Here is a 21,256-nt window from a genome sequence, read left to right as displayed (position 1 = left end):
CTTATGTAAATATCTATCTTTTTTTAAATAACTTTTTTTTATTAACAAAAAAGAACAGCTCCGCAGCAAAATTGATATGCCGCAGGGCTGTTCTTATAATTTTACGATAATTTGAAACTATTCGGTACTACTGAACAGTTATGATAATTTTTCTATTCCTTTACGAATACGTGCAAGCGATTCTTCTTTTCCTAAAATCTCCATTATCTCTGTCGCTCCACCCGGTGTCATCTGTTTTCCGGAAACAGCTGTCCTTATTGGCCACATGGCATAGCCATTTTTACAGCCTTTCTCCTCGACATATTTCACAAGGGCTGCGTAAAGAGCGCCATTGCTGTAGTCTTCCTGCGCTTCAAAAATTGGAAGCAGTTCCTGTAAAACTTCTAAGGATGTTTCCGGAGTCGTTTTCATTTTCTTATGTCTGTACATTTCAATATCGTAATCCGGAATCGTCTCAATAAAATCGATATGTGCTGCAATATCAGGAAATACCTCAATTCTGGTTTTTACAAGCTCTGCGATTTTTTTGAAATCAACATCTTTTTTTACGGTCTCTTTGATGTAAGGAAGTGCCATCTCATAAAATTTATCAGGATCCATAGCCTTCATATATTCACCGTTCATCCATTTGAGCTTTACAACGTCAAATACAGCAGGTGCTTTGCTCATATGATGGTAGTCGAATGCCTTGATCAGTTCCTCAAGGGAAAATATTTCTTCATTTCCTTCCGGACTCCAGCCCAGCAAGGCAACAAAATTTACAACAGCTTCCGTAAGGAAGCCCTGTTCAATCAGGTCCTCGTATGAAGAATGTCCGCTCCTCTTGCTGAGTTTTTTGTGCTCTTCGTCAGTAATAAGAGGGCAGTGCACATATACAGGTACTTCCCAGCCAAATGCATGGTATAGCCTCGTATATTTCGGAGAAGATGACAGATATTCATTTCCTCTGACAACATGTGTGATTCCCATCAGGTGATCATCAACAACGTTAGCAAAATTATATGTTGGATATCCGTCTGATTTCATAAGAATCATATCATCAAGCTCCGCATTGTCTACTGTGATATCACCATATATTTCATCTGAAAATGTCGTCGTCCCTTCTTTTGGGATATTCTGTCTGATTACATATGGAATTCCGGCAGCAAGCTTTTCTTCTACCTCTTCTTTTGGAAGATACAGGCAGTGCTTGTCGTATGCTGCAATTTCCTTACCGCCCACTTCTGTTTTCAGGGTTTCAAGCCTTTCTTTATCACAGAAGCAGTAGTAAGCTTCCCCTTTTTCTATCAGCTGTTTTGCATATTCAAGGTAAAGCCCTGACTTCTGCCTTTCGCTCTGTACGTAAGGGCCGCATCCGCCATCCTTATCAGGTCCTTCATCATGGATCAGTCCGGTCTTTTCCAGGGTTCGGTAAATAATATCCACAGCGCCCTCAACGAGCCTTTCCTGGTCTGTATCTTCAATTCTTAAAAGGAAATCTCCACCTTCATGTTTTGCAATCAGGAACGCATATAATGCTGTCCTTAAATTTCCCACGTGCATCCTGCCTGTGGGGCTCGGTGCAAATCTTGTTCTGACTTTACTCATCTTCTTACTCCTGTCTATGTATTTAATTTCTAATATATATGGTAACCATTCAGGACTATGTCCTTCATGGTCACAGATGATGCACACACAGTGCTTAATCGGCAATTTGGGGCACCGAGCGAATTACTACGTAGTTTGCACTTCAGCTCCCGCGGCCAAAAGATATTATATAACAGTTTTCTTTTTGTGACAAGATTGACAGGACTGTTTGATCAATCTTCATGTTCCACTGGAATGAATACCCTGTCATGATATCGTTCCTCGGGCTGGCTGATCTTCTCTTTTGCCTCTTCGCAGAAAAAGTTCTGTGAGTTGACCAGCACTTTGCCTCTTTTATCTATCTTCTCATAAGTTCCATCCTTCTGCAGGATATGGGCTTTCACGTTGTCCTCAAGCTGTATATCCAATATATGCAGGATTTCCTGCCTGAGCTTCTCGCTCTCCACCGGGAACATGATTTCAACTCTCTTGTCAAGATTTCTTGGCATCCAGTCGGCGCTGCCAAGATATACCTCCTGCGCACCATTGTTATAGAAACAGAATACCCTGCTGTGCTCAAGGAAATTTCCCACAATAGATCGGACCGTTATCTGTTCGCTGACCTTTGGTATGCCCACTTTCAGGCTGCAGATCCCCCTTACGATCAGGTCAATCTTTACGCCTGCTGCCGAAGCTTCATACAGCGCTGCGATTATTTCCTGGTCGCACAGGGAATTCATCTTTGCTATGATACGGGCCGGTTTTTTCTCCCTGGCATTTTCCGTCTCCCGGCGGATCAGCTGAAGGAACCTTTCCCGCAGCCATATAGGTGCGATTGACAGACGGTTCCAGGAAAGCGGTTCCGAATATCCGGAAATCATATTAAAGACAGCAGTAGCATCCTCTCCTATTGGTTCAGAACAGGTGAGCAGCCCAAAATCTGTATAAAGCTTGGCTGTGGCATCATTATAATTTCCTGTCCCAAGATGGACATACCTTCGTATGCCGTCTTCTTCCCGCCTGACGACCAGTGTGATCTTGCTATGGGTCTTGAGGCCTACAAGGCCGTAAATAACATGGCATCCTGCTTTTTCAAGCATCTTTGCCCATACAATATTGTTCTCTTCATCAAACCGTGCCTTAAGCTCTACCAGAACGGTCACCTGCTTGCCGTTTTCAGCAGCTTCTGCAAGTGCTGCAATGATTGGCGAATTCCCGCTGACCCTGTAAAGTGTCTGCTTGATTGCAAGGACATCGCTATCCTTTGCCGCCTGCCGGATGAAATTCACTACAGGGTCAAAAGAATGGTAAGGGTGGTGGAGCAGGATATCCCCTTCCCGAATCTGGGAAAAGACATCCTTATCCTGCTGATAGCTGCTATAGGGCTGCGGCTCGAATTTTTCATATTTCAGATGTTCGAACCCTTCAAAACCATAGAACTTCATCAGAAATGTCAAGTCGATGGGGCCGTTGATTCTGTAGATATCCTCTTCCTTAATGGCAAGCTCTTTTTTCAGTATCTTGAGGAGCCTCTTGTCCATCTTGTCTTCGGCCTCAAGACGGATTGCCTCCCCCCACTGGCGCTTCTTAAGAAGTTTCTGTATCTCTTTCAGAAGATCTGCCGCCTCATCCTCATCGATTGTCAGATCTGCATTCCTCATGATCCTGTATGGATGAGCGCAGACTACATCATAGTTCAAAAACAGCTGGCTGATATTTCTTTCAATCACCTCTTCAAGAAGGATGACAAATTTTCTGCCGTCCTTCCCGACCGGAAGGATCACAATCCTTGATAATCCCGATGGAACCTGGACAGTTGCAAATTCGAGGCTTCCTTCTTTTCCTTTCTTCGAAATCAGTGCTCCTATATTGAGAGTCTTATTCCTGATTAACGGGAAAGGCCTTGAAGAATCAACTGCCATCGGAGTAAGCACCGGATACACGTTTTCTTTAAAAAAACGATCAACGTAGATTTTCTGTTCTTCGCTGAGATCTTCATGCGAACTGACAACAGTCAATTTCTGCTGCTCCAGCTGGGGAAGCAGAGCCCTGTTGTACGTCGAATACTGCAGCGATACAAGTTCATGGGTTTCTATGCTGAGCCTGTCAAGCTGTTCAGCAGGAGTCATTCCTGCAATATCAGGCTTGTCATAGCCTGCATTGACCATATCTTTCAGGGATGCCACGCGTATCATGAAAAACTCGTCAAGATTTGATGCGGTGATACTGAGGAACTTAAGCCTCTCAAAGAGCGGAATGCTCTTGTCCCTCGCCTCTCCAAGCACCCTCTCATTGAATTTCATCCAGCTGAGTTCCCTGTTTGTATAATATTCCGGTTTCATATAATCCTCTGTCTTTGAATGAATCATTGTCTGTTCCAGATTAATCCCCTCCAAATTCTTATTTAGATACCCTTACGCTGCTTTATTACAGGTTTCATGCTATATACTTCCTCAAAAAAATCTGTTTTTCTATTAAAAAGTCCCGATTCCAGGTCAATGTTCTCAATCGTATCGACTGTGATCACAAGCTGCTTTTCCTTCAGCACGACTTTTATATCCTTGAACTTCTGTTTGTGGCTTCTGTCCAGGGCATTTGCCGTCCTCAGGATAGCCGTCAGCTTTGCTATCAGAAGATAGGTCTCGACGTCAATTTTCTCGTTGATTTCTTCATAATAGCGGAAGTCTTCCCTCATGTATTTTACGACATTGGCAACAACCTCCCTTTCCCTGTGGGAAATTCCGATTATTTCCGTTGACATGATGATATTGTATGAGCAGTCAGAAACAGAGGACATGCTGATATATTTCCCGCAGTCATGAAGTATCGCCGCAATCTGGAGCAGAAGCCTTTCCCGCTTTGACAGGCCGTGGATCTTCTTCATGCGGTCGAAAATCTCTGTCGTCAGCTTTTCAAGCATCTGGCTGTGTCCTTTGTCATACATATATCTCTTGCCTATGTTTTTTGCAGCCGCAAGAATATCGTTCTCAAAATCGTGCTCTGTCTGGATCAGTCCGCTGCCCACTGCAAAGTCATAGGCAATCCCATCGTCAAGATTGACTCCCGGCGCCCAGATCAGCTCTGCGTTCAGTTCCTCAAAGAGTCTTTTATAGACGATAGCTGAAGTCATGATCAGCGAGGCCCCCTCTGAAGGGACTCCGATGTAAGTGGACATCTGCTCAGAATTCATAGTTCTTATTTTTCCGAAAAACTCCATATATTTCTCTCTGGTGACAAAGCTGTCGTTCTGGCCTTCGTTTGCCTTCCTGACCATGTTTTTTATATAATCGCTTACTGCTATGATGTTCTTGATTTCCCTGTCCTTTAGAAACAGTTTTTTAAAATCATAGATCTCGCGGTTCACCAGTTCTTCGACAATCTCTTCGAAACGAGTGGTCTTGTCTATGATACTCGACAATTTTTGCCGCATTCTCAAGGTTCCAAGCCGGATGTTCTGGGTCGTCACAAGGCTGTCCTTGTCAAACAGGGATATCTGTGTGCTTCCTCCTCCGATATCGACGATAGCGATGCCTTTCTGGATGATTTTATTAAATTCATTCCCTTTGGAGGCTATGGATTTGTATCCCAGAAATCTCTGCTCGGAATTGCTTAGAATTTCTACTGCAAACCCCGTCCTGACCCTGATCTGGTCCAGGATGATCAGCAGGTTTTCCGACTCCCTGAGAGCACTGGTGGCACATACCCTGCTGGCATCCGTGCGATACCCCTTCATGATGACGGCAAATTCCGTCAGAATCCTGCACAGTTCATCCACTTTCTGGGGACTGATCCTTCCGTCAGCAAAGGCTTCCTTACCAAGCTCTATGCGGCGCCTGATATAATCTATCTCCCTCATGCCGTTCTTTATGGAAATCTCATAAATCTTCATACCGACCTCATAGGATCCGATGTCGATAGCTGCAAAAACCGTCATTTTCATAAGCCACCTCACATTTTATCTCTGCTGTCCAACCAGATAATTGATAAACTGCTGTGCCGTGCGTCCTGAAAGTCCGCCATGGCTCAGCTCCCATTTATTCGCCTCCAGGAAAAGCTCCTCTTCGGGCATTGTGATATCATACTTCTCTGCCAGTTCCTTCACGATATTGTTGTATTCTTTCTTATTGGGTGCTACGAAGAATATGGAAACACCGAATCTTGCAACCAGTGATAATTTTTCCTGTACGGTGTCTGAGCTGTGAAGGTCGTCTCTTCTTTCTTCCTTGTCGCTCCATTTTTCCCTCACGAGATGCCTTCTGTTGGAGGTCGCATAAATAAGGACATTCTCCGGTTTCTTTTCCAGGCCGCCTTCAATCACTGCCTTCAGGTATTTATATTCTATTTCAAATTCCTCAAAGGAAAGGTCGTCCATGTATATGATGAACTTGTAATTGCGGTTCTTTATCTGGCCTATTACTGATGAAAGGTCCTGGAATTGATGTTTGTATATCTCTATCATTCTCAGACCCTGATCATAATATTCATTCAGTATTCCTTTTATGCTGGAGGATTTTCCGGTACCGCTGTCGCCAAAAAGGAGACAGTTATTGGCCTTTCTTCCCTGCACAAAGGCTTCTGTATTGTCTATCAGCTTTTTCTTCTGAAGTTCATACCCGACAAGGTCACTCAGGTAAGAATGTGCTATATTCGTAATCGGAACTATCTCTGTTCCCTGATCTGTATGCTCTACGCGGAATGCTTTGTGGAGGCCGAATTTTCCGACGCCAAATTCCTTATAGAAGGTGGTTATAACTGACAAAAATTCATGTTCATCAGATGCCCCTCCAAGCTTTCTGCTAAGCTCATCGATTCTGTCCCGGATTCTTCTGTTGAATATTTTACTGTTCTTGCTTACATTCTGATAATCCTTTAGAAGGGTGAAACAGTCTACCTCAAGTACTTTTTCTATTTCCTCAAGTTGAAATCCGAACAGCTGCCTGAATATCCTGAAATCGTTGAGCGCCAGGCCGTTCACGCTGCCTTCAACAGCCCCGACCATTTCGCATGAAGTGCTGAATGCATTTTCATTGTTTGCAAGAAGGAATGTCAGATAGCTGTGCCACAGATTCCCTTCGAAACCGTAGTTTCCCGCAAGTTCCACAAGGGCATTGATACTGTCATAGAGAAGGGCTTTTATGTCATCAGGATTATAGTATTCATTATCATAGTTCTCCATAATCCATGTCATGTTATCAAAGATTTCGTGATTCTGAAAATTCTTATATAAAATCAGCTGGTTTACCTGTGTGTTCATTTTTTATTCCGCCTTTCCTCCCGGCTTAATAATTGCCTAATATTTTGAAATCGGATGCTTCTTCCTTAATCCCCAGAAGAGCATTCTTTACTGCACTGTCATTCAGATTTCCTTCAAAATCAATGAAGAAACTGTATTCCCAGTTTTTCCCTTCCAGAGGCCTGGATTCAATTTTGCTCATGCTCAAATTATTATAGATGAAATGTGAAAGCATGTTGTACAGAGTACCGCTGGCATGTGGGAGTTCGAAGCATATGCTTATTTTATCAGCATCCTTACGGAATATTTTCTTATTTGTCACGATTATAAATCTCGTGGAATTGGTTTCACTGAAATTCAGCTGCTCCTTAAGTACCGAAAGTCCATAGATGCCGGCTGCCGTCTTGCTTGCGATTGCCGCCTGGGTCCTGTCGTTATCGTCAAATACCTTTTTTGCAGACATTGCCGTATTCTGAAGGCTGATCTGTTTCCATTCCCTGTGTTCATCCAGATATTTTGCACACTGCATGAGGCCCTGGGGATGGGAATATACGGTTCTGATATCCTCAAGAGAAGCCCCCTCAATCCCAAGAAGTGCATGTTCTATCTTTATGATCTGCTCCCCAACAATATAATTGTCGAATTCCGTCAGAAGATCGTAGATGTCCGTAACGCTTCCCGCAGAAGAGTTTTCGATAGGAAGCACCGCATAGTCTGCTTTTCCTTCCCTGATGGCTGCCATGGCATCTCTGAACGTATCCACGTGAAAGTTGTCAACATCCCTGCCGAAATATTCAAACATGGCCATCTGGCTGTATGCTCCCTCCACTCCCTGGAAAACCACTTTTACATTTTCCATACGGATATCATCTACTGGTTTGAACGGAATTTCTCCTAGAAGGTTCTCCTTTGCCAGAAGCTGGTACTGGAACTTTCTGCTCATTGACATGATCTGCTGGAACAGTTCTTCAATGCCGTGCCTGTTGAAATCGTTTCCTGCAAGCGCCTTTAAGGCTTCCAGCTTGCTTTTCTCCCGTTCCCTGTCGAAAACCTTCTTCCCTGTTCTGATCTTGAATTCTGCAACTTCGTGAGCCAGTTCCATGCGTTTTTCAAAAAGCCTTACGATCTGCCCGTCTATATTATCTATCTCTTCCCTGATTGTTCCTAAGTCTTTCATCATTCTCTCCTCAAAATATACTACTTGTAACTGAACAGTTATTTCCAATTAACCATAATATTATGCAAAACCAGCATGAAAATGCCTCGCGTTACCGGACTGCTTAACAGTTACAATATTATAACAAATCTGCTAAGATGGCAATAGAAATGCTTGTTCCAGCCCATGTTGTCTCAGTGAAACAGCCTTTCTATGATACGCTTCATTTCTCCCAGATAGGACAGGGAACCGAAAGCGACTATAACGTCTTCCGGGCCAGCTGCTTTCATGCTCTCCAAAGCTGCCTCTTCAAGGCCGGTTGCCCAGGTAACGTTCTTATTGAACCTCCTGATTTCATCTGCCAGCGCTTCTGCCGGCATCCCCCTTGGTCCCGGCGGCGTAACTGTAATTATCTTAGAAGCGAGAGGTGCCATTTCCCTGATTATCTTTTCATGCTCCTTATCGGCAAATATTCCGATTATGAAGATAAGCCTTCTGCCACTGAAGTAGAGTTTAAGCGATTCCTTCAGTTTTATCGCCGCATCAATATTATGGGCACCATCAATAATAAAAAAAGGCTCCCTGTGTATGGGTGTGAACCGTCCGGTCCACGAAGCCTCCTTCAGTCCCCGCCTCAGGGCATCCTCACTGACAGGGTATCCTGCGGCTTTCAGGGCATCCGCGGCTTCAACCGCCAGAATTGCATTGGAAATCTGGCAGCTGCCTGCAAGGCTGATTTCAAGATTCCTGTAGCCTTTATAGGAAAATCTCTGCTTTTCAAATCCATACTCGATATCACAGGCTTGTCCCATATCCGCAATCCTGACCTCACATCCGTATTTCGCAGCCTCAAGCCTGATTGCTTCTTCGGCCTCATGCTCCTGCATGGCTGATACTACAACAGCACCGCTTTTGATGATCCCCGCCTTGTTAGCCGCGATTTCTCCCAGCGTGCTGCCCAGAACCCCCATATGGTCCATGCTGATCGATGTTATTACCGCACATTTTGTGTTTCTGATTATATTTGTGGCATCAAGTTTCCCTCCCAGCCCTGTTTCCAGAACAACCACATCACAGCCCTGAGACTCAAAATACAGGAAAGCCAGAGCTGTCTCAACTTCAAAAGCCGTGGGATGCTGCAGCCCATCCTTTTCCATACTGTCTGCCGCGTCCTTTACCCTGGCTGCAAGAAGCGAAAACTCTTCTTCGCTGATGCATTCTCCGTTCACCTGGATCTTTTCAAGATAGTCGAATACGACTGGTGAGATATATCTTCCCACTTTGCAGCCTGCACACTTTAAAATGGTTGAAATAAAGGCTAATGTAGAACCTTTTCCGTTTGTACCTGCAATATGTACAAAATCAAGTCTGTCCTGCGGATTTCCCAATCTGTCCAGCAGTTCCCTGATTGGCTCCAGTCCCAGAACGCTGCCAAATTTACCTATGTATTCTATATATTCCTGTGCTTCTTTAAAATTCATTATGCCTGTTGTTTCCTTTCCTGTGAGATAAAAATAGAACAGGAATCCTTAAGTTCAACCGGACCCCTGTTCCATCTATCACCTGACCTAACTGCTGTTTGGGACAACTATCCAAAAGATAATTCCTGTTTTTCCCAACGCTAATTCAGATTATCCACATCTTCGCTTCCTATGTCAAGGGTATTGATCGTCCTGCGTTTCCTTCGTGCTTCCTCCGAAGCCTGAAGAATAAAATTCTTGATATCCCTTGCATGCTTTATGTGTAGCATAACCAGTTCCGGGTTGGTTGTATCCCCTGTGAAACAGGTTAACGTCCCCAGTCCGAAAATCCTTTCCAGAATCGTTGCTGAAAGAGTCACATCCTGTATTTTGTACATGAAGCAGTCATTTTCCGTCGTCCTCAAAAGTCCGGCATTGATTGTCAGCAGATCCTCACTGACTGTATATTTCGTAAATGTCCACGGCAATCCTAAGAAAAGAAGCCTTTTTCTCTCTACAAATTCCATTATTTCTCCTCCCTGTATGATTTTTCCTTGTTTTAATTATAATTGATAGACTCCGATAATGCAAAAGATAATTGAATTTTAAATATATTTATTGTATGCTATAACATAGCAAATTAAAGGATTGCCATTCAATTATAACAATTGGATGGTCCACATAAATAATAGGAGGTTTCCTTATGAATACAATTGACTGCATCAGGGAGAGAAGGAGCGTTCGCAGCTTCAAACCCGAAAAACTGGAACATAGCATCATAGAGAGCGTAATCTCCGCTGCCGCATTTGCACCTTCCTGGAAAAACACGCAGATCACACGCTACATCGTTATAGAGGACCAGGAGCTCAAATCCAGGATTGGTGCACTTGCTTCCGACAGCAACAAACTGATCATTGAACATGCACCGGCTATTGCTGCAGTGACATTTATCAAAAACCGGTCCGGATTTGAGAGGGATGGTTCCTTCACAACCGACAGAAAAGGCGAATGGCAGATGTTCGATGCCGGAATCGCAAGCCAGACGTTCTGTCTTGCTGCCCACGAGCTGGGCCTTGGAACCGTCATCATGGGGATTTTCGACGGTCCGGAAATCACCAAGCTCCTTGAACTTCCAGAAGACCGGGAGCTTGCTGCTCTGATTGCAATCGGTTATCCGGAATCCATTCCGGCTGCACCGAAAAGAAAAACCGTTGAAGATTTACTCACCTACAAATAGGAGGCCCTTAATGAGACATTTAATGAGTCCTTTGGACTTTTCCGTACAGGAACTTGACACTCTTCTGAATCTTGCTGGCGATATCCAGGCAGATCCGGCAAAATATGCAAAGATATGCGAGGGCAGGAAGCTTGCTACTCTTTTCTACGAGCCAAGCACAAGAACCAGACTTAGCTTCGAAGCCGCAATGATGAACATGGGCGGCAATGTGCTTGGATTTTCTTCTGCCGATTCAAGTTCGGCGGCAAAAGGCGAATCTGTTTCTGATACGATCCGCATGATTTCCTGTTATGCCGATATTTGCGCCATGCGCCACCCAAAAGAAGGAGCGCCTCTTGTGGCGTCCATGAATTCCTCAATCCCTGTAATCAACGCAGGAGATGGCGGACACCAGCATCCCACCCAGACAATCACTGATCTCCTCACCATCCGTTCTTTAAAAGGAAGGCTTGATAATCTGACAATCGGGTTATGCGGAGATTTGAAATTCGGACGAACTGTCCACTCCCTGATCAATGCGCTTGCGCGTTACGATAACATCACCTTCATGCTGATTTCTCCCAACGAGCTCAAAATTCCTGATTACATCAGAACCGATGTTTTGGAAGAAAAAGGAATTCACTTCAAGGAAGTCGAACGGCTCGAAGACGTCCTCAGCGATCTCGACATCCTCTATATGACCAGAGTTCAGAAGGAAAGGTTCTTCAGTGAAGACGAATATATCCGGATGAAGGACTGTTATATCCTGAATGCAGAAAAGATGCAGCTTGCCAGGGAAGATATGCTTGTGCTCCATCCCCTTCCAAGAGTGAACGAAATTTCTGTCGAAGTCGACAAAGATCCCCGCGCTGTCTATTTTAAGCAGGTCCAGTATGGCGTGTACGCAAGGATGGCATTAATCCTCCTGTTGCTGGAGATTAAAAAATGGTAGGTACAGGAGGTATTAAATGGATAATTCTGGAGGTAAAAGCATGTTAAATGTAGGAAAAATAGAAAACGGATTTGTTCTGGATCATATACAGGCTGGAAAAAGCATGTCTATATACAGAGATTTACAGTTAGGCCAGCTTGACTGCTGCGTCGCTATTATTAAGAATGCAAAAAGCAACAAGATGGGGAAGAAGGATATTATCAAGGTGGAATGCCCTGTTGATATCGTCAACCTTGATATTCTGGGATTTATCGATCACAATATCACGATCAATATCATCAGAAACGGGGAAATCACAGAAAAGCTTACGCTCCGTCTTCCTAAAGAGATCAGGAATGTCCTGAAGTGCAAGAATCCCCGCTGCATAACTTCCATCGAACAGGAACTCGATCAGATTTTCATGCTGACCGACCCTGAAAAGGAAGTATACCGCTGCAGATACTGCGAAGAAAAATACACCCTGTAACCAGCAGGGCCCGAACACGAAGAAACCGGCACCGACAGGAGTTGAAATCCCTGGCGGTGCCGGTTTTTTTAATCTCTTAGGATAGTTCGTCCTACGAGATGAAACAGGAACTGCGTTCAGTTCCTATAAATAGAGTTCATTTCAAAGTCAAATGAGCAGGACGATAAGCCGGGTTATGTCGTGAATGATCATCTATCTACACCTGCTGTTGCCAGCAGGCTCTAGCGACCCACCTAAAAGCACGGCGGGCAGCCGTATCGCTTTTTATTCGGTCTTGCTTCGAATGGGGTTTACATATGCCCTCCCTGTTACCAGGAAGGCGGTAGTCTCTTAAGCTACCCTTCCACCCTTACCGGCCGAAGCCGGCGGTATATTTCTGTTGCACTAGCCTTGGAGTCGCCTCCACCGGACGTTATCCGGCATCCTGCCCTATGAAGCCCGGACTTTCCTCACCTGCTGCCTTTCGGCATCCGCAGCTGCGATCATTTGTCCTACTCATTTAACCTTTGACATTTTAACACTAATTTCGCTTTTTGTAAACCTTGAAAGACCTGAAGGTTAAACCTTAAAGCAGCTTCCCCCGATAAATTCCCGCAGAATAGAGTTTTTGGGAATATATTCAGTTCCTACAGTAATGAAATAATCCAGGAACTTCAAAAGCCTTTTGGCCTCTCCGTATTCCGGCGCCTGCCTGTCAACGGCAAAGAGAATCGGCTCTGCATACTGTTTCAGAACGGAAAGCTCATAGATAAGCGCTGAATTGAACATCACGTCCGCTTCTTCCTGGTATGGGAAAATATTCCTTTCCTCGCCCCGTCGTACCGAAGCCCACATGGCGATGGTCTGCTTCTCAGAAATTCCCCTGGTTCTTGCATCGCGCACCAGCCGTCTGATCAGCCTTCCATCCGTTGTCGGAATCCTGTTGTGTTCATCGATATTCAGCTGCGTAAGTCCGCTGATGTATATCTTGAATTTGCTTTCCTGTGGAAGGGAATAGGACAACTGGTCATTCAGGCAGTGGATCCCTTCGATTACCAGAATGTCATCCGGACCGAGATTCTTGAAATTGCCTTTATATTCGCGGCTTCCCGTCCTGAAGTTGAATTCTGGAATTTCTACGGTCTCGCCTCTCAAAAGGGCATTCATGTCTTTGTTGAACTGTTCGATATCAATGGCCTGAAGCGACTCGAAATCATATTCGCCGAATTCATCCCTCGGCGTCTTTTCCCTCTCAACAAAATAATTGTCGACAGCAATCGGATGGGGTTTCATGCCGTGTGCCATCAGCTGTATGGAAAGCCTGTGGGAAAATGTGGTCTTACCCGATGAAGAAGGTCCGGCTATCATAACGAACTTCTTTCCCTTCTGCCCGGTGATCATCTCTGCAATATCGGCGATTTTCTTTTCCTGGAGTGCTTCCTGGGCCAGAATCAGATCATTTATTCCGCCTGAAACGATTTTATCATTCAGTGCACCTACCGTATCAACCTCCAGCATATCTCCCCAGCGCGTTGATTCTTTCTGTACATTGAACAGTTTCGGCTTTGGCTCGAAGGGTTTGATCTCCTTTGGACGGGACTTTACGGGAAGCTGGATTACAAATCCCTCATCGTACAGGAACAGATCAAAATATTTCAGATATCCCGTATGCGGAACCATATATCCATAATAGTAATCCTCAAATCCGTTCATGCTGTATATATTTACCTTCGAAACCCTGCGGTAGCGGAAAAGCCTTTCCTTATCATGCATCCCGTACTTTTTAAACATATCGATCGCTTCATCCGTATTGACTGAACGCTTTTTGATTGGAATCTTCTTTTCAACCAGTTCGTACATTCTTGTCTTTACCTTGGAAATGAATTCTTCGTTGAGCTCCACATCTCCCGTCATTTTGCAGTAGTATCCCCTGTCAATTGAATAAAGGACCCTCAGCTTTTTGACTTTCTCGTGTCCGGCTATCTCATACACAGCCTTCAGCAGCATCAAAGTTGCACTGCGCTTATATGCGTTATACCCGCACGTATCAGACGTGGTTACCAGTTCAAGCCTGCAGTCTCCCTCCAGACACTTATGAAGTTCCTGTAACCTTCCGTTTACCGTCACCAGAACGATATCATCTTCATACCTGTCCAGGTATTCTTCTGCAATTGCAGAAAACCTTGTACCGAATTTATAAGATTTTACTTCATCCCCAATTGTTACTTTAACAAAACTATCCATATGCTCCTCCTTGATGAATGCTCAGTTGCAGAGATTCCGTCAGACAATGCTGAATGGCTGTGTGATTTCTTCCCGGACAATTTCCAGATCTTCAAATACCTTTTCCAGATAGTCTTTCATCTGAAGAACGAAAATATGTTCAAGTCCGTAGTGTCCGGCATCTATTACCGCCAGTCCATCAGACACTGCATCAATTCCTTCATGATGTCCGATATCTCCGGTAATCAGCACCTGTACTCCTGATTTCAGGGCCGGCCTGATCATGGATTTTCCAGAGCCGGGAGATATTGCTGCCATACTGACCCAGGAATCCAAATCTCCGAAGACTTTCACATGCTCCAGATCGAACTTGTCTTTGACAAACTGGCAGCATTGTCCGAGAGTCATCCTGTAAGGGAGGATCCCTGTCCTGCCGATCCCTGCTTTCTCGCCGTCCAGGCAAAGCTCGTAGATATCATAGGCCACTTCTTCGTAGGGATGCGCTTCTTTCATTGCTTTTACGACCTTCCCAACCAGATCTCTCTGCACGATGGTTTCTATCTTTACTTCTGAAGTTCGTGCCAATGAGCCTATTTCCCCGGAGAAGGGATTAGTGCCCTCCAAAGGAATGAAGGTGCCTGTCCCTTTGATATTATAGCTGCAGTGGGAGTAATTTCCAACATGTCCGGCTCCTGCGCCGAGCATTGCTTCCCTTACCCTGTCTGCATACTCATCCGGTACATAGACTGCAATCTTGAGATATTTCGCCTCATAGGTCGTTTCCAGGATATGCCTGTCAGTCATGCCCAGATACCCGGCTGCCAGATCCGCCATGACACAGACATCGTAATTGGTATGCATTGCATAATAGGAAATGTCGTTCTGTATCAGCCGTATAAGGCGTCTTCCTGTAGCCTCGTCGTCATTGATCTGGCTGATTCCCTTGAAAATCAGCGGATGATGAGTAATCAGCATGTCCGCTCCCTGCCTGATTGCCTGGTCAATGATATGATCCGTGGCATCAAGGGCAACGAACACTTTTCTGACTTCCTTATCCCTCCGCCCCGCCAGGAGCCCTGGGTTATCCCAGGATTCTGCATAACGCAGCGGCGCAAGCTGTTCCAGGTTTTTTATGATGTTTCCGCAATTCACCTTGCTCACCCTCTTTAGTTTTAATCGAAATACTTTTTGGCTTCCAGAATATCCTTTATTTCCTCTTCTATCTCCTGAAGACGGCGGGCCGTATTCTCTGTTCTCCTGGCATTCAGGGCTTCCCTGATCTTAAGGCAGGCAAGGTATTCCTTTTCCAGATACTTCTTCAGAACAGGGTTTTTATCTTCTAGCAGATGTCTGCCGAATTTGAAAAATATCCTGCTCTCATAATCCATTGTCCCATGAACAGCTTTCATCACAGGATAGAATTTACCGTCTTCCAGAACCATATCTTCCTCTGTGATCAGATACCCGGAATCCTGAAGAAACCTTCTTACCGTCTCTATTTCAGACTGTGGCTGTAAAATGAATTCCTTCAGTCCAGACAGCACTTCCCTTCCTTCAGACATGATCCTGACCACAAGCCCTCCGCCCATTCCGGCTACAATGAGGCTGTCAGCCTCTCCAGCCTTCAGGGCGCTGACTCCGTCTGAAAGTCTTGTTTCGATGTGATCTTCCAGATGGTTTTCTGAAATATGCTCTTTTGCGCGCTCTAAGGGTCCGCGATTGATATCCATTGCGAGGGCCCCAGGCACGATTTTCTCACTTACCAGATAAATCGGAATATAACCATGGTCTGTCCCGACATCCACAAGCCGGTTTCCCGGGGTTACTAAGCCTGCTACTGCAGACAGTCTCTTTGATAGCTGCATAAGAATCCCCTAGTCAAGATAGTCTTTCAGTTTTCTGCTTCGGCTGGGATGACGCAGTTTTCTGAGCGCCTTGGCTTCTATCTGACGGATTCTTTCACGGGTTACGTTGAATTCCTTTCCAACTTCTTCCAAAGTTCTTGCGCGTCCGTCATCAAGGCCGAATCTCAGTCTCAACACTTTCTGTTCCCTTTCAGTAAGGGTTCCGAGCACTTCAACCAGCTGTTCTTTCAAAAGCGTAAAAGCAGCTGCTTCTGCCGGTACAGGAACATTATCATCCTGGATAAAGTCACCAAGATGGCTGTCTTCCTCTTCACCGATCGGAGTTTCAAGCGAAACAGGTTCCTGTGATATCTTAAGGATTTCCCTTACCCTTTCAACAGGCATGTTCATTACCTCAGCGATTTCTTCCGGCACCGGTTCTCTTCCTAATTCCTGCAGAAGCTGTCTCGAAACGCGGATCAGCTTATTGATGGTTTCTACCATATGCACCGGAATACGGATTGTCCTTGCCTGATCGGCAATGGCTCTTGTTATAGCCTGTCTGATCCACCAGGTCGCATAGGTACTGAACTTATAACCTTTTCTGTAATCGAATTTTTCAACAGCTTTAATAAGCCCCAGATTGCCTTCCTGGATAAGATCAAGGAAAAGCATTCCTCGTCCCACATAACGCTTTGCAATACTTACGACAAGACGCAGGTTAGCCTCTGCCAGCTTTTTCTTTGCTTCCACGTCACCATTTTCCATCTTCTGTGCAAGATCGATTTCATCATCTGCGCTAAGGAGAGGTACTTTTCCGATTTCCTTCAGATACATCCTTACCGGATCTTCGATGCTGATACCATCAGGTATGGAAAGGTCGAGTTTTTCAACATCAACTTCATCTTCGTCTTCGAGGATGATTTCTTCATCCTCCTCTTCTTCATCTGTTATTCGCAGTACGTCGATGTTGCTGTTTTCCAGGAAGTCCAGGATTTTTTCAAATTTATCGGCATCAAGTTCCATGTCGACAAAAAATTCGTTTATTTCCTGATATTCCAGTACATTTTTCTTCCTTTTTGCGAGGGCAAGGAGTTCCTTGAGTTTCTCGTTAAACTTTTCCATGTTTTCTAACATTTCTACATTTTCTTCCATTATATTTTCATCCTTCCAAGATTTTATTTATATGTTAATCTGCTTCCTGTCTGCAAAAGCACGAAGAAACAGAATTGTTACTCCCAGTCTATGGAAATATGCAGTTTTTCCAGATTCTGCAGTTCCCTTTTCATGGTAATCACTTTCTGAAGTCCCATGATATCAGTCGGATCCAGATTTTTTGTGATAGATTCCGCACTGTTCTGCTTCACCCTGAAGACGATATCCTTCAGCGCTTTTTCCCTCTCTTCTTTGGTTTCCACCTGATCGAGCCTTGCATTGAACAGCCCGGCCACCTCCTTGTGCTCCTCCTCTGCCTGAAAACTGTTAATGATCTTCGCAGGATTGATGTCTCCGTTCTCATGCTGCAGGAACAGCTGATCGGCAACGCTGTGGTAAATCGGCTCCACAAAATCCCCTGGGCTTATATATGTCTTTATATAATCGAAGAGCCTCGGATCCTCAATGAGCCAGGTGAGCAGAAGCTTCTGCGCCTGCTTTGCACCGTCTTCTTTTTCTTTGTTCCTGTTCATCCCTGATTTTGGCTTTTCGCTTTCCCGCTTTGGTCCAAGCCTTATAGCCAGCTGGTTGACCAGATTTCTGAGGTTTTCATAACCCATATGGTATTTTCCCGCAACCGCCTCAATGTAATTGTTTCGTTCGATCTCTTCCGGGAAATCCAGAAGCTTCCTTGCAATGACATTATAAAATGACGTCTTCTCCTCCGGGTCCTTCATGTTATACTGCTGTTCCATTACTTCTAGTTCATAGAAAAATGCATTTGACGCGTTTCTTATCCTTTCCTCAAAGGCTTCGGGGCCCAGATTCTTGATAAACTCGTCCGGATCCTTGTAAGGCCTCATGTTAATGACCTTGACGCTCAGGCCCGACTCCTTCAGTATGGGAATCGCCCTGAGGGCCGCTTTTACGCCCGCACCGTCGCTGTCGTATGTAAGGAGCACTTCTTCCGCATACCTTTTGATCAGGCTTGACTGCTGGCTTGTGAATGCAGTTCCCAGGGAAGCGACTGCATTGGTGAAGCCTGCCTGATGGAGTGCGATCACATCCATATAGCCTTCACAGATTATGAGGTTTGGCCTCCTCGATGTCCTTGCAAAATTAAGTCCGTAAAGATTACGGCTTTTATCGAAAGCCTTCGTCTCCGGAGAGTTCAAATATTTTGGTTCTCCGTCGCCCATAACCCTGCCGCCAAATCCTATTACCCTGTTGTTCACGTCCAGTATCGGGAAAATGACCCTGTTCCAGAACCTGTCGGTTATCCCTCTTGTCTCATCTGCCTTAAACAGTCCTGTTTCCATCAGGAGCTTATCCGAATACCCCTTGCCCTTTAAAAACTTATAAAGGTCTCCGCTGTATTTGCTGGAAGCCCCCAGTCCGAACCTCTTGATGGTTTCATCCGTAAGTTCCCTGTTCCTCAGGTAGTCATAAGCCTGCTTTCCGTTTTCGCTTTTCAGCTGATAATAGTAGTAGTTTGCAGCCTGTTTATTGATTTCTAATATGCTGGACTTGATATCCGCCTTCTTCTTCGCTTCTTCCGAATATTCCATTTCAGGCAGCGCCACTCCTACCCTGTCTGCCAGAAACTTCAGCGCTTCAAAAAATGTGAAATTCTCATAATTCATAATGAAAGTAAACACGTTTCCTCCGGCACCACAGCCAAAACAGTAGTACATCTGTTTTCTCGGGGTCACGGAAAAGGAAGGCGTTTTTTCGTTATGGAATGGGCACAGGCCAAAATAGGTCGCTCCCCTCTTCTGCAGCTTTACATAACCCGAAATCACATCTACGATGTCATTTTTCATTCTTATTTCTTCTATTAAATCTTCCGAATAACGCATTGTATTTCCTCCACCTTTAAATATTCGGCATTCATGTCCAATTTCCTTTTTAAATCTTCCAGGAATTCGGGACAAATAATTCCTCAAATTTTGCAATAGAGTACTGGTCTGTCATTCCGGCAATATAATCGCAGACTACACGTTCCGCCTTTTCATTTTTAAACTCGATCATATGAATATATTCCTCCGGCATCTCCTCCGGATGCTTCAGATAGTGTCCGTAAAGCTCCTTCAGCAGATTCTTGGCCTTGTATTCCTCGCCTTTTGCCCTGGGATTCGTATACACATGCTCGAACATGAAAGCCCTGAGATTTTTCATGGCCTCCTCCACGTGGGGCGACATGAATATATCCGCCTTCCCCTCGCTCTGCGACACAATATCATGGATCAGCGTATTGAGCCTTTCCCTGGAGCTGAATCCCAGAATGTTTCTGTACTCTGCGGGTATCTCCTCTTCCGTGAGGATTTTTCCCCTTATGGCGTCATCGATATCATGGTTTATATATGCGATTTTATCGGATAGCCTGACTATTTTCCCCTCCAGCGTACACGGCATGCCAGCCGTCGGATGGTTCAGTATGCCGTCCCTCACTTCAAAAGTAAGATTCAGCCCTTTTCCCTTCTTCTCCACTCTCTCGACTACTCTCAGGCTCTGTTCGAAATGTCTGAATCCCACACTGCAGACCTCGTCCAGTGCGCTTTCTCCCGCATGTCCGAAAGGGGTATGCCCCAGATCATGCCCCAGCGCGATTGCCTCGGCAAGGTCCTCGTTCAGGCGCAGTGCCTTCGCAATCGTTCTCGCATTCTGCGATACTTCCAGCGTATGCGTCAGCCTCGTACGGTAATGGTCGCCTGCCGGCGTAAGGAACACCTGGGTTTTGTGCTTGAGCCTCCTGAACGCCTTGGAGTGCAGGATCCTGTCCCTGTCTCTCTGATAAACAGGCCTGATATCGCACTGCGGCTCTTCGATCTCCCTGCCCTTCGAATTCTGGCTCAGGGATGCATAAGGGCTTAAATACTCGCTTTCCCAATTTTCAATTTTTTCCCTTATCATCTGTCATTCCCCCCGTCAAATGATGAAAATAATGTAACTATTCAGTATTATGTCCTGAATAGTTACAAAGCAGTCACGAATGGTCCATATATGATATATTCTGCGCACAAAACCGATTTCCTTTTAAACGGTTCCTGTCATCCGGCAATCTCAAAAATAAATTCTGCAATCTGATCCATGGCATCATACGCTTTCTTGAAAGGAGACATCTGGAATACATGCCACATCCCCCGGAATATATCTATCCGTGAGTAAACGCCTGCCTTTCTGAGCTTCTTGTCAAGACATATAGAATCATGGAGGAGGATTTCATTATCCCCCACCTGGATATAAACAGGCGGAAATCCGCTAAAATCGGCGAACAATGGCGATATGAAAGGATTCTCGAGTTCCTCCCCTCCAACATAAGCATTGATTGAAGAAATCAGGTAATCCCTGCTCAATACGGGATCTATCTCCATCCTTGTCTCATGGGACCTGCCCTGAAGCGTCATATCTGTCCATGGCGAAATGCAGACAAGCCCTTTTGGCAGTTTTCTTCCCTGCTCCTTCAGTTTCAGCACAAGCGTCAGGACAAGGTTTCCTCCTGCCGAATCGCCCGCCACTATGACATCCCGGGCGCCGTATCCAAGATACATGAGATAATCCCACGCCTTCAATACATCCTCCTGTGCCGCCGGATAAGGGTGTTCAGGGGCAAGACGGTAATCGAAGCATAGTACATCCATGGACGTGCTCGTTGCCAGCTTTGTCGTAATCGATCTGGCATATCTGAAGCTTCCTGTCTTGAACCCGCCGCCATGGCAGTAAAGGATCACTTTTCTTTCCTGATGCGGACGGTTTGCAGTCACCCATTCCGCCGGCATGCCATCTATCATGATGTCTTCAAATTCCACCTCTTTGCTGTTCGTGTAGATCGATCCCAGATTGTCCTGAGACTGCCTGTATTTGTCTATATCGCTGTTTTCTATCATCCTGTGTACGGCTTTTATAGCCTTCATAAGATTTTGATTTCCCTTTTCTTTAAAATTCATATCACTTTTGCGGTACAGCATATTGATCTGCGCCGCTTTCCTCCTCTCATATGAATTTA

17 protein-coding genes and 1 other RNA gene are annotated in these 21,256 nt (G+C 45.1%); 3 read left to right on the top strand and 15 right to left on the bottom strand.

All coding sequences use genetic code 11. The features are described 5' to 3' along the window. Positions 1-138: 138 nt before the first annotated feature. The 7 genes from gltX to BJR36_RS06880 all read right to left on the bottom strand — a co-directional run bounded on the left by gltX (position 139) and on the right by BJR36_RS06880 (position 9,942). Positions 139-1,587 (bottom strand): glutamate--tRNA ligase, encoded by a 1,449-nt coding sequence (gene gltX / locus BJR36_RS06910; protein WP_091231987.1) that lies wholly within the window; start codon positions 1,585-1,587, stop codon positions 139-141. A gap of 212 nt (positions 1,588-1,799) precedes the next feature. Further along, the gene (locus BJR36_RS06905; RefSeq protein WP_091231985.1) at positions 1,800-3,935 is read right to left on the bottom strand and encodes an RNA degradosome polyphosphate kinase; all 2,136 of its coding nucleotides are present in this window, start codon (positions 3,933-3,935) and stop codon (positions 1,800-1,802) included. A gap of 35 nt (positions 3,936-3,970) precedes the next feature. After that, a complete protein-coding gene (locus tag BJR36_RS06900) occupies positions 3,971-5,506 on the bottom strand; it encodes a Ppx/GppA phosphatase family protein (protein WP_091231982.1) in 1,536 nt (511 codons plus the stop codon). A gap of 15 nt (positions 5,507-5,521) precedes the next feature. Then, positions 5,522-6,820 carry an ATP-binding protein gene (locus tag BJR36_RS06895; RefSeq protein ID WP_091231979.1) on the bottom strand — a complete coding sequence of 433 codons (1,299 nt, stop codon included), beginning with the start codon at positions 6,818-6,820 and terminating at the stop codon, positions 5,522-5,524. 25 nt (positions 6,821-6,845) lie between these two features. Further along, positions 6,846-7,976, bottom strand: coding sequence for a prephenate dehydratase (gene pheA / locus BJR36_RS06890; RefSeq protein ID WP_091231975.1), 1,131 nt, complete (start codon positions 7,974-7,976; stop codon positions 6,846-6,848). Between the two features lie 173 nt (positions 7,977-8,149). Beyond that, a complete protein-coding gene (locus BJR36_RS06885) occupies positions 8,150-9,436 on the bottom strand; it encodes a bifunctional folylpolyglutamate synthase/dihydrofolate synthase (protein ID WP_091231972.1) in 1,287 nt (428 codons plus the stop codon). Positions 9,437-9,576: 140 nt separating this feature from the next. After that, the gene (locus BJR36_RS06880) at positions 9,577-9,942 is read right to left on the bottom strand and encodes a PH domain-containing protein (protein ID WP_091231969.1); all 366 of its coding nucleotides are present in this window, start codon (positions 9,940-9,942) and stop codon (positions 9,577-9,579) included. A 176-nt stretch (positions 9,943-10,118) separates the two neighbouring features. On the opposite strand from BJR36_RS06880, the gene BJR36_RS06875 reads away from it, so the two are divergent. Genes BJR36_RS06875 through BJR36_RS06865 form a run of 3 tightly spaced genes read left to right on the top strand, consistent with a single transcriptional unit; the run spans position 10,119 to position 12,049 of the window. Next, on the top strand, positions 10,119-10,652 hold the full coding sequence (locus BJR36_RS06875; RefSeq protein ID WP_091231966.1) for a nitroreductase family protein: 534 nt from the start codon (positions 10,119-10,121) through the stop codon (positions 10,650-10,652). A 10-nt stretch (positions 10,653-10,662) separates the two neighbouring features. After that, positions 10,663-11,583 (top strand): aspartate carbamoyltransferase, encoded by a 921-nt coding sequence (gene pyrB / locus BJR36_RS06870; protein ID WP_091231963.1) that lies wholly within the window; start codon positions 10,663-10,665, stop codon positions 11,581-11,583. 40 nt (positions 11,584-11,623) lie between these two features. Beyond that, on the top strand, positions 11,624-12,049 hold the full coding sequence (locus BJR36_RS06865; RefSeq protein ID WP_408605709.1) for an aspartate carbamoyltransferase regulatory subunit: 426 nt from the start codon (positions 11,624-11,626) through the stop codon (positions 12,047-12,049). A 148-nt stretch (positions 12,050-12,197) separates the two neighbouring features. On the opposite strand, the gene rnpB is transcribed toward BJR36_RS06865, so the two are convergent. The 8 genes from rnpB to BJR36_RS06825 all read right to left on the bottom strand — a co-directional run bounded on the left by rnpB (position 12,198) and on the right by BJR36_RS06825 (position 21,197). Continuing rightward, positions 12,198-12,547: RNase P RNA component class A (rnpB, locus tag BJR36_RS06860), an RNA gene on the bottom strand. Between the two features lie 60 nt (positions 12,548-12,607). Next, positions 12,608-14,272 carry a nucleoside kinase gene (locus BJR36_RS06855; protein WP_091231958.1) on the bottom strand — a complete coding sequence of 555 codons (1,665 nt, stop codon included), beginning with the start codon at positions 14,270-14,272 and terminating at the stop codon, positions 12,608-12,610. Between the two features lie 39 nt (positions 14,273-14,311). Next, the gene (locus BJR36_RS06850; protein WP_169823612.1) at positions 14,312-15,403 is read right to left on the bottom strand and encodes a Nif3-like dinuclear metal center hexameric protein; all 1,092 of its coding nucleotides are present in this window, start codon (positions 15,401-15,403) and stop codon (positions 14,312-14,314) included. 20 nt (positions 15,404-15,423) lie between these two features. Beyond that, on the bottom strand, positions 15,424-16,116 hold the full coding sequence (locus BJR36_RS06845) for a tRNA (adenine(22)-N(1))-methyltransferase (RefSeq protein ID WP_091231952.1): 693 nt from the start codon (positions 16,114-16,116) through the stop codon (positions 15,424-15,426). Positions 16,117-16,125: 9 nt separating this feature from the next. Continuing rightward, a complete protein-coding gene (rpoD, locus tag BJR36_RS06840; protein ID WP_091232117.1) occupies positions 16,126-17,232 on the bottom strand; it encodes an RNA polymerase sigma factor RpoD in 1,107 nt (368 codons plus the stop codon). A 95-nt stretch (positions 17,233-17,327) separates the two neighbouring features. Continuing rightward, on the bottom strand, positions 17,328-19,109 hold the full coding sequence (gene dnaG, locus BJR36_RS06835) for a DNA primase (RefSeq protein ID WP_091231949.1): 1,782 nt from the start codon (positions 19,107-19,109) through the stop codon (positions 17,328-17,330). A gap of 49 nt (positions 19,110-19,158) precedes the next feature. Then, entirely contained in the window at positions 19,159-20,163 is a 1,005-nt protein-coding gene (locus BJR36_RS06830) for a deoxyguanosinetriphosphate triphosphohydrolase (protein WP_091231947.1), read from the bottom strand. A 137-nt stretch (positions 20,164-20,300) separates the two neighbouring features. Continuing rightward, positions 20,301-21,197 (bottom strand): alpha/beta hydrolase, encoded by an 897-nt coding sequence (locus BJR36_RS06825; protein WP_091232112.1) that lies wholly within the window; start codon positions 21,195-21,197, stop codon positions 20,301-20,303. Positions 21,198-21,256: the final 59 nt, after the last annotated feature.

The organism is Anaerobium acetethylicum, from assembly GCF_900096945.1.
In the GTDB taxonomy this organism is placed as follows: Bacteria; Bacillota; Clostridia; order Lachnospirales; family Lachnospiraceae; genus Anaerobium; species Anaerobium acetethylicum.
This window is presented reverse-complemented; position numbering and strand designations above follow the sequence as displayed.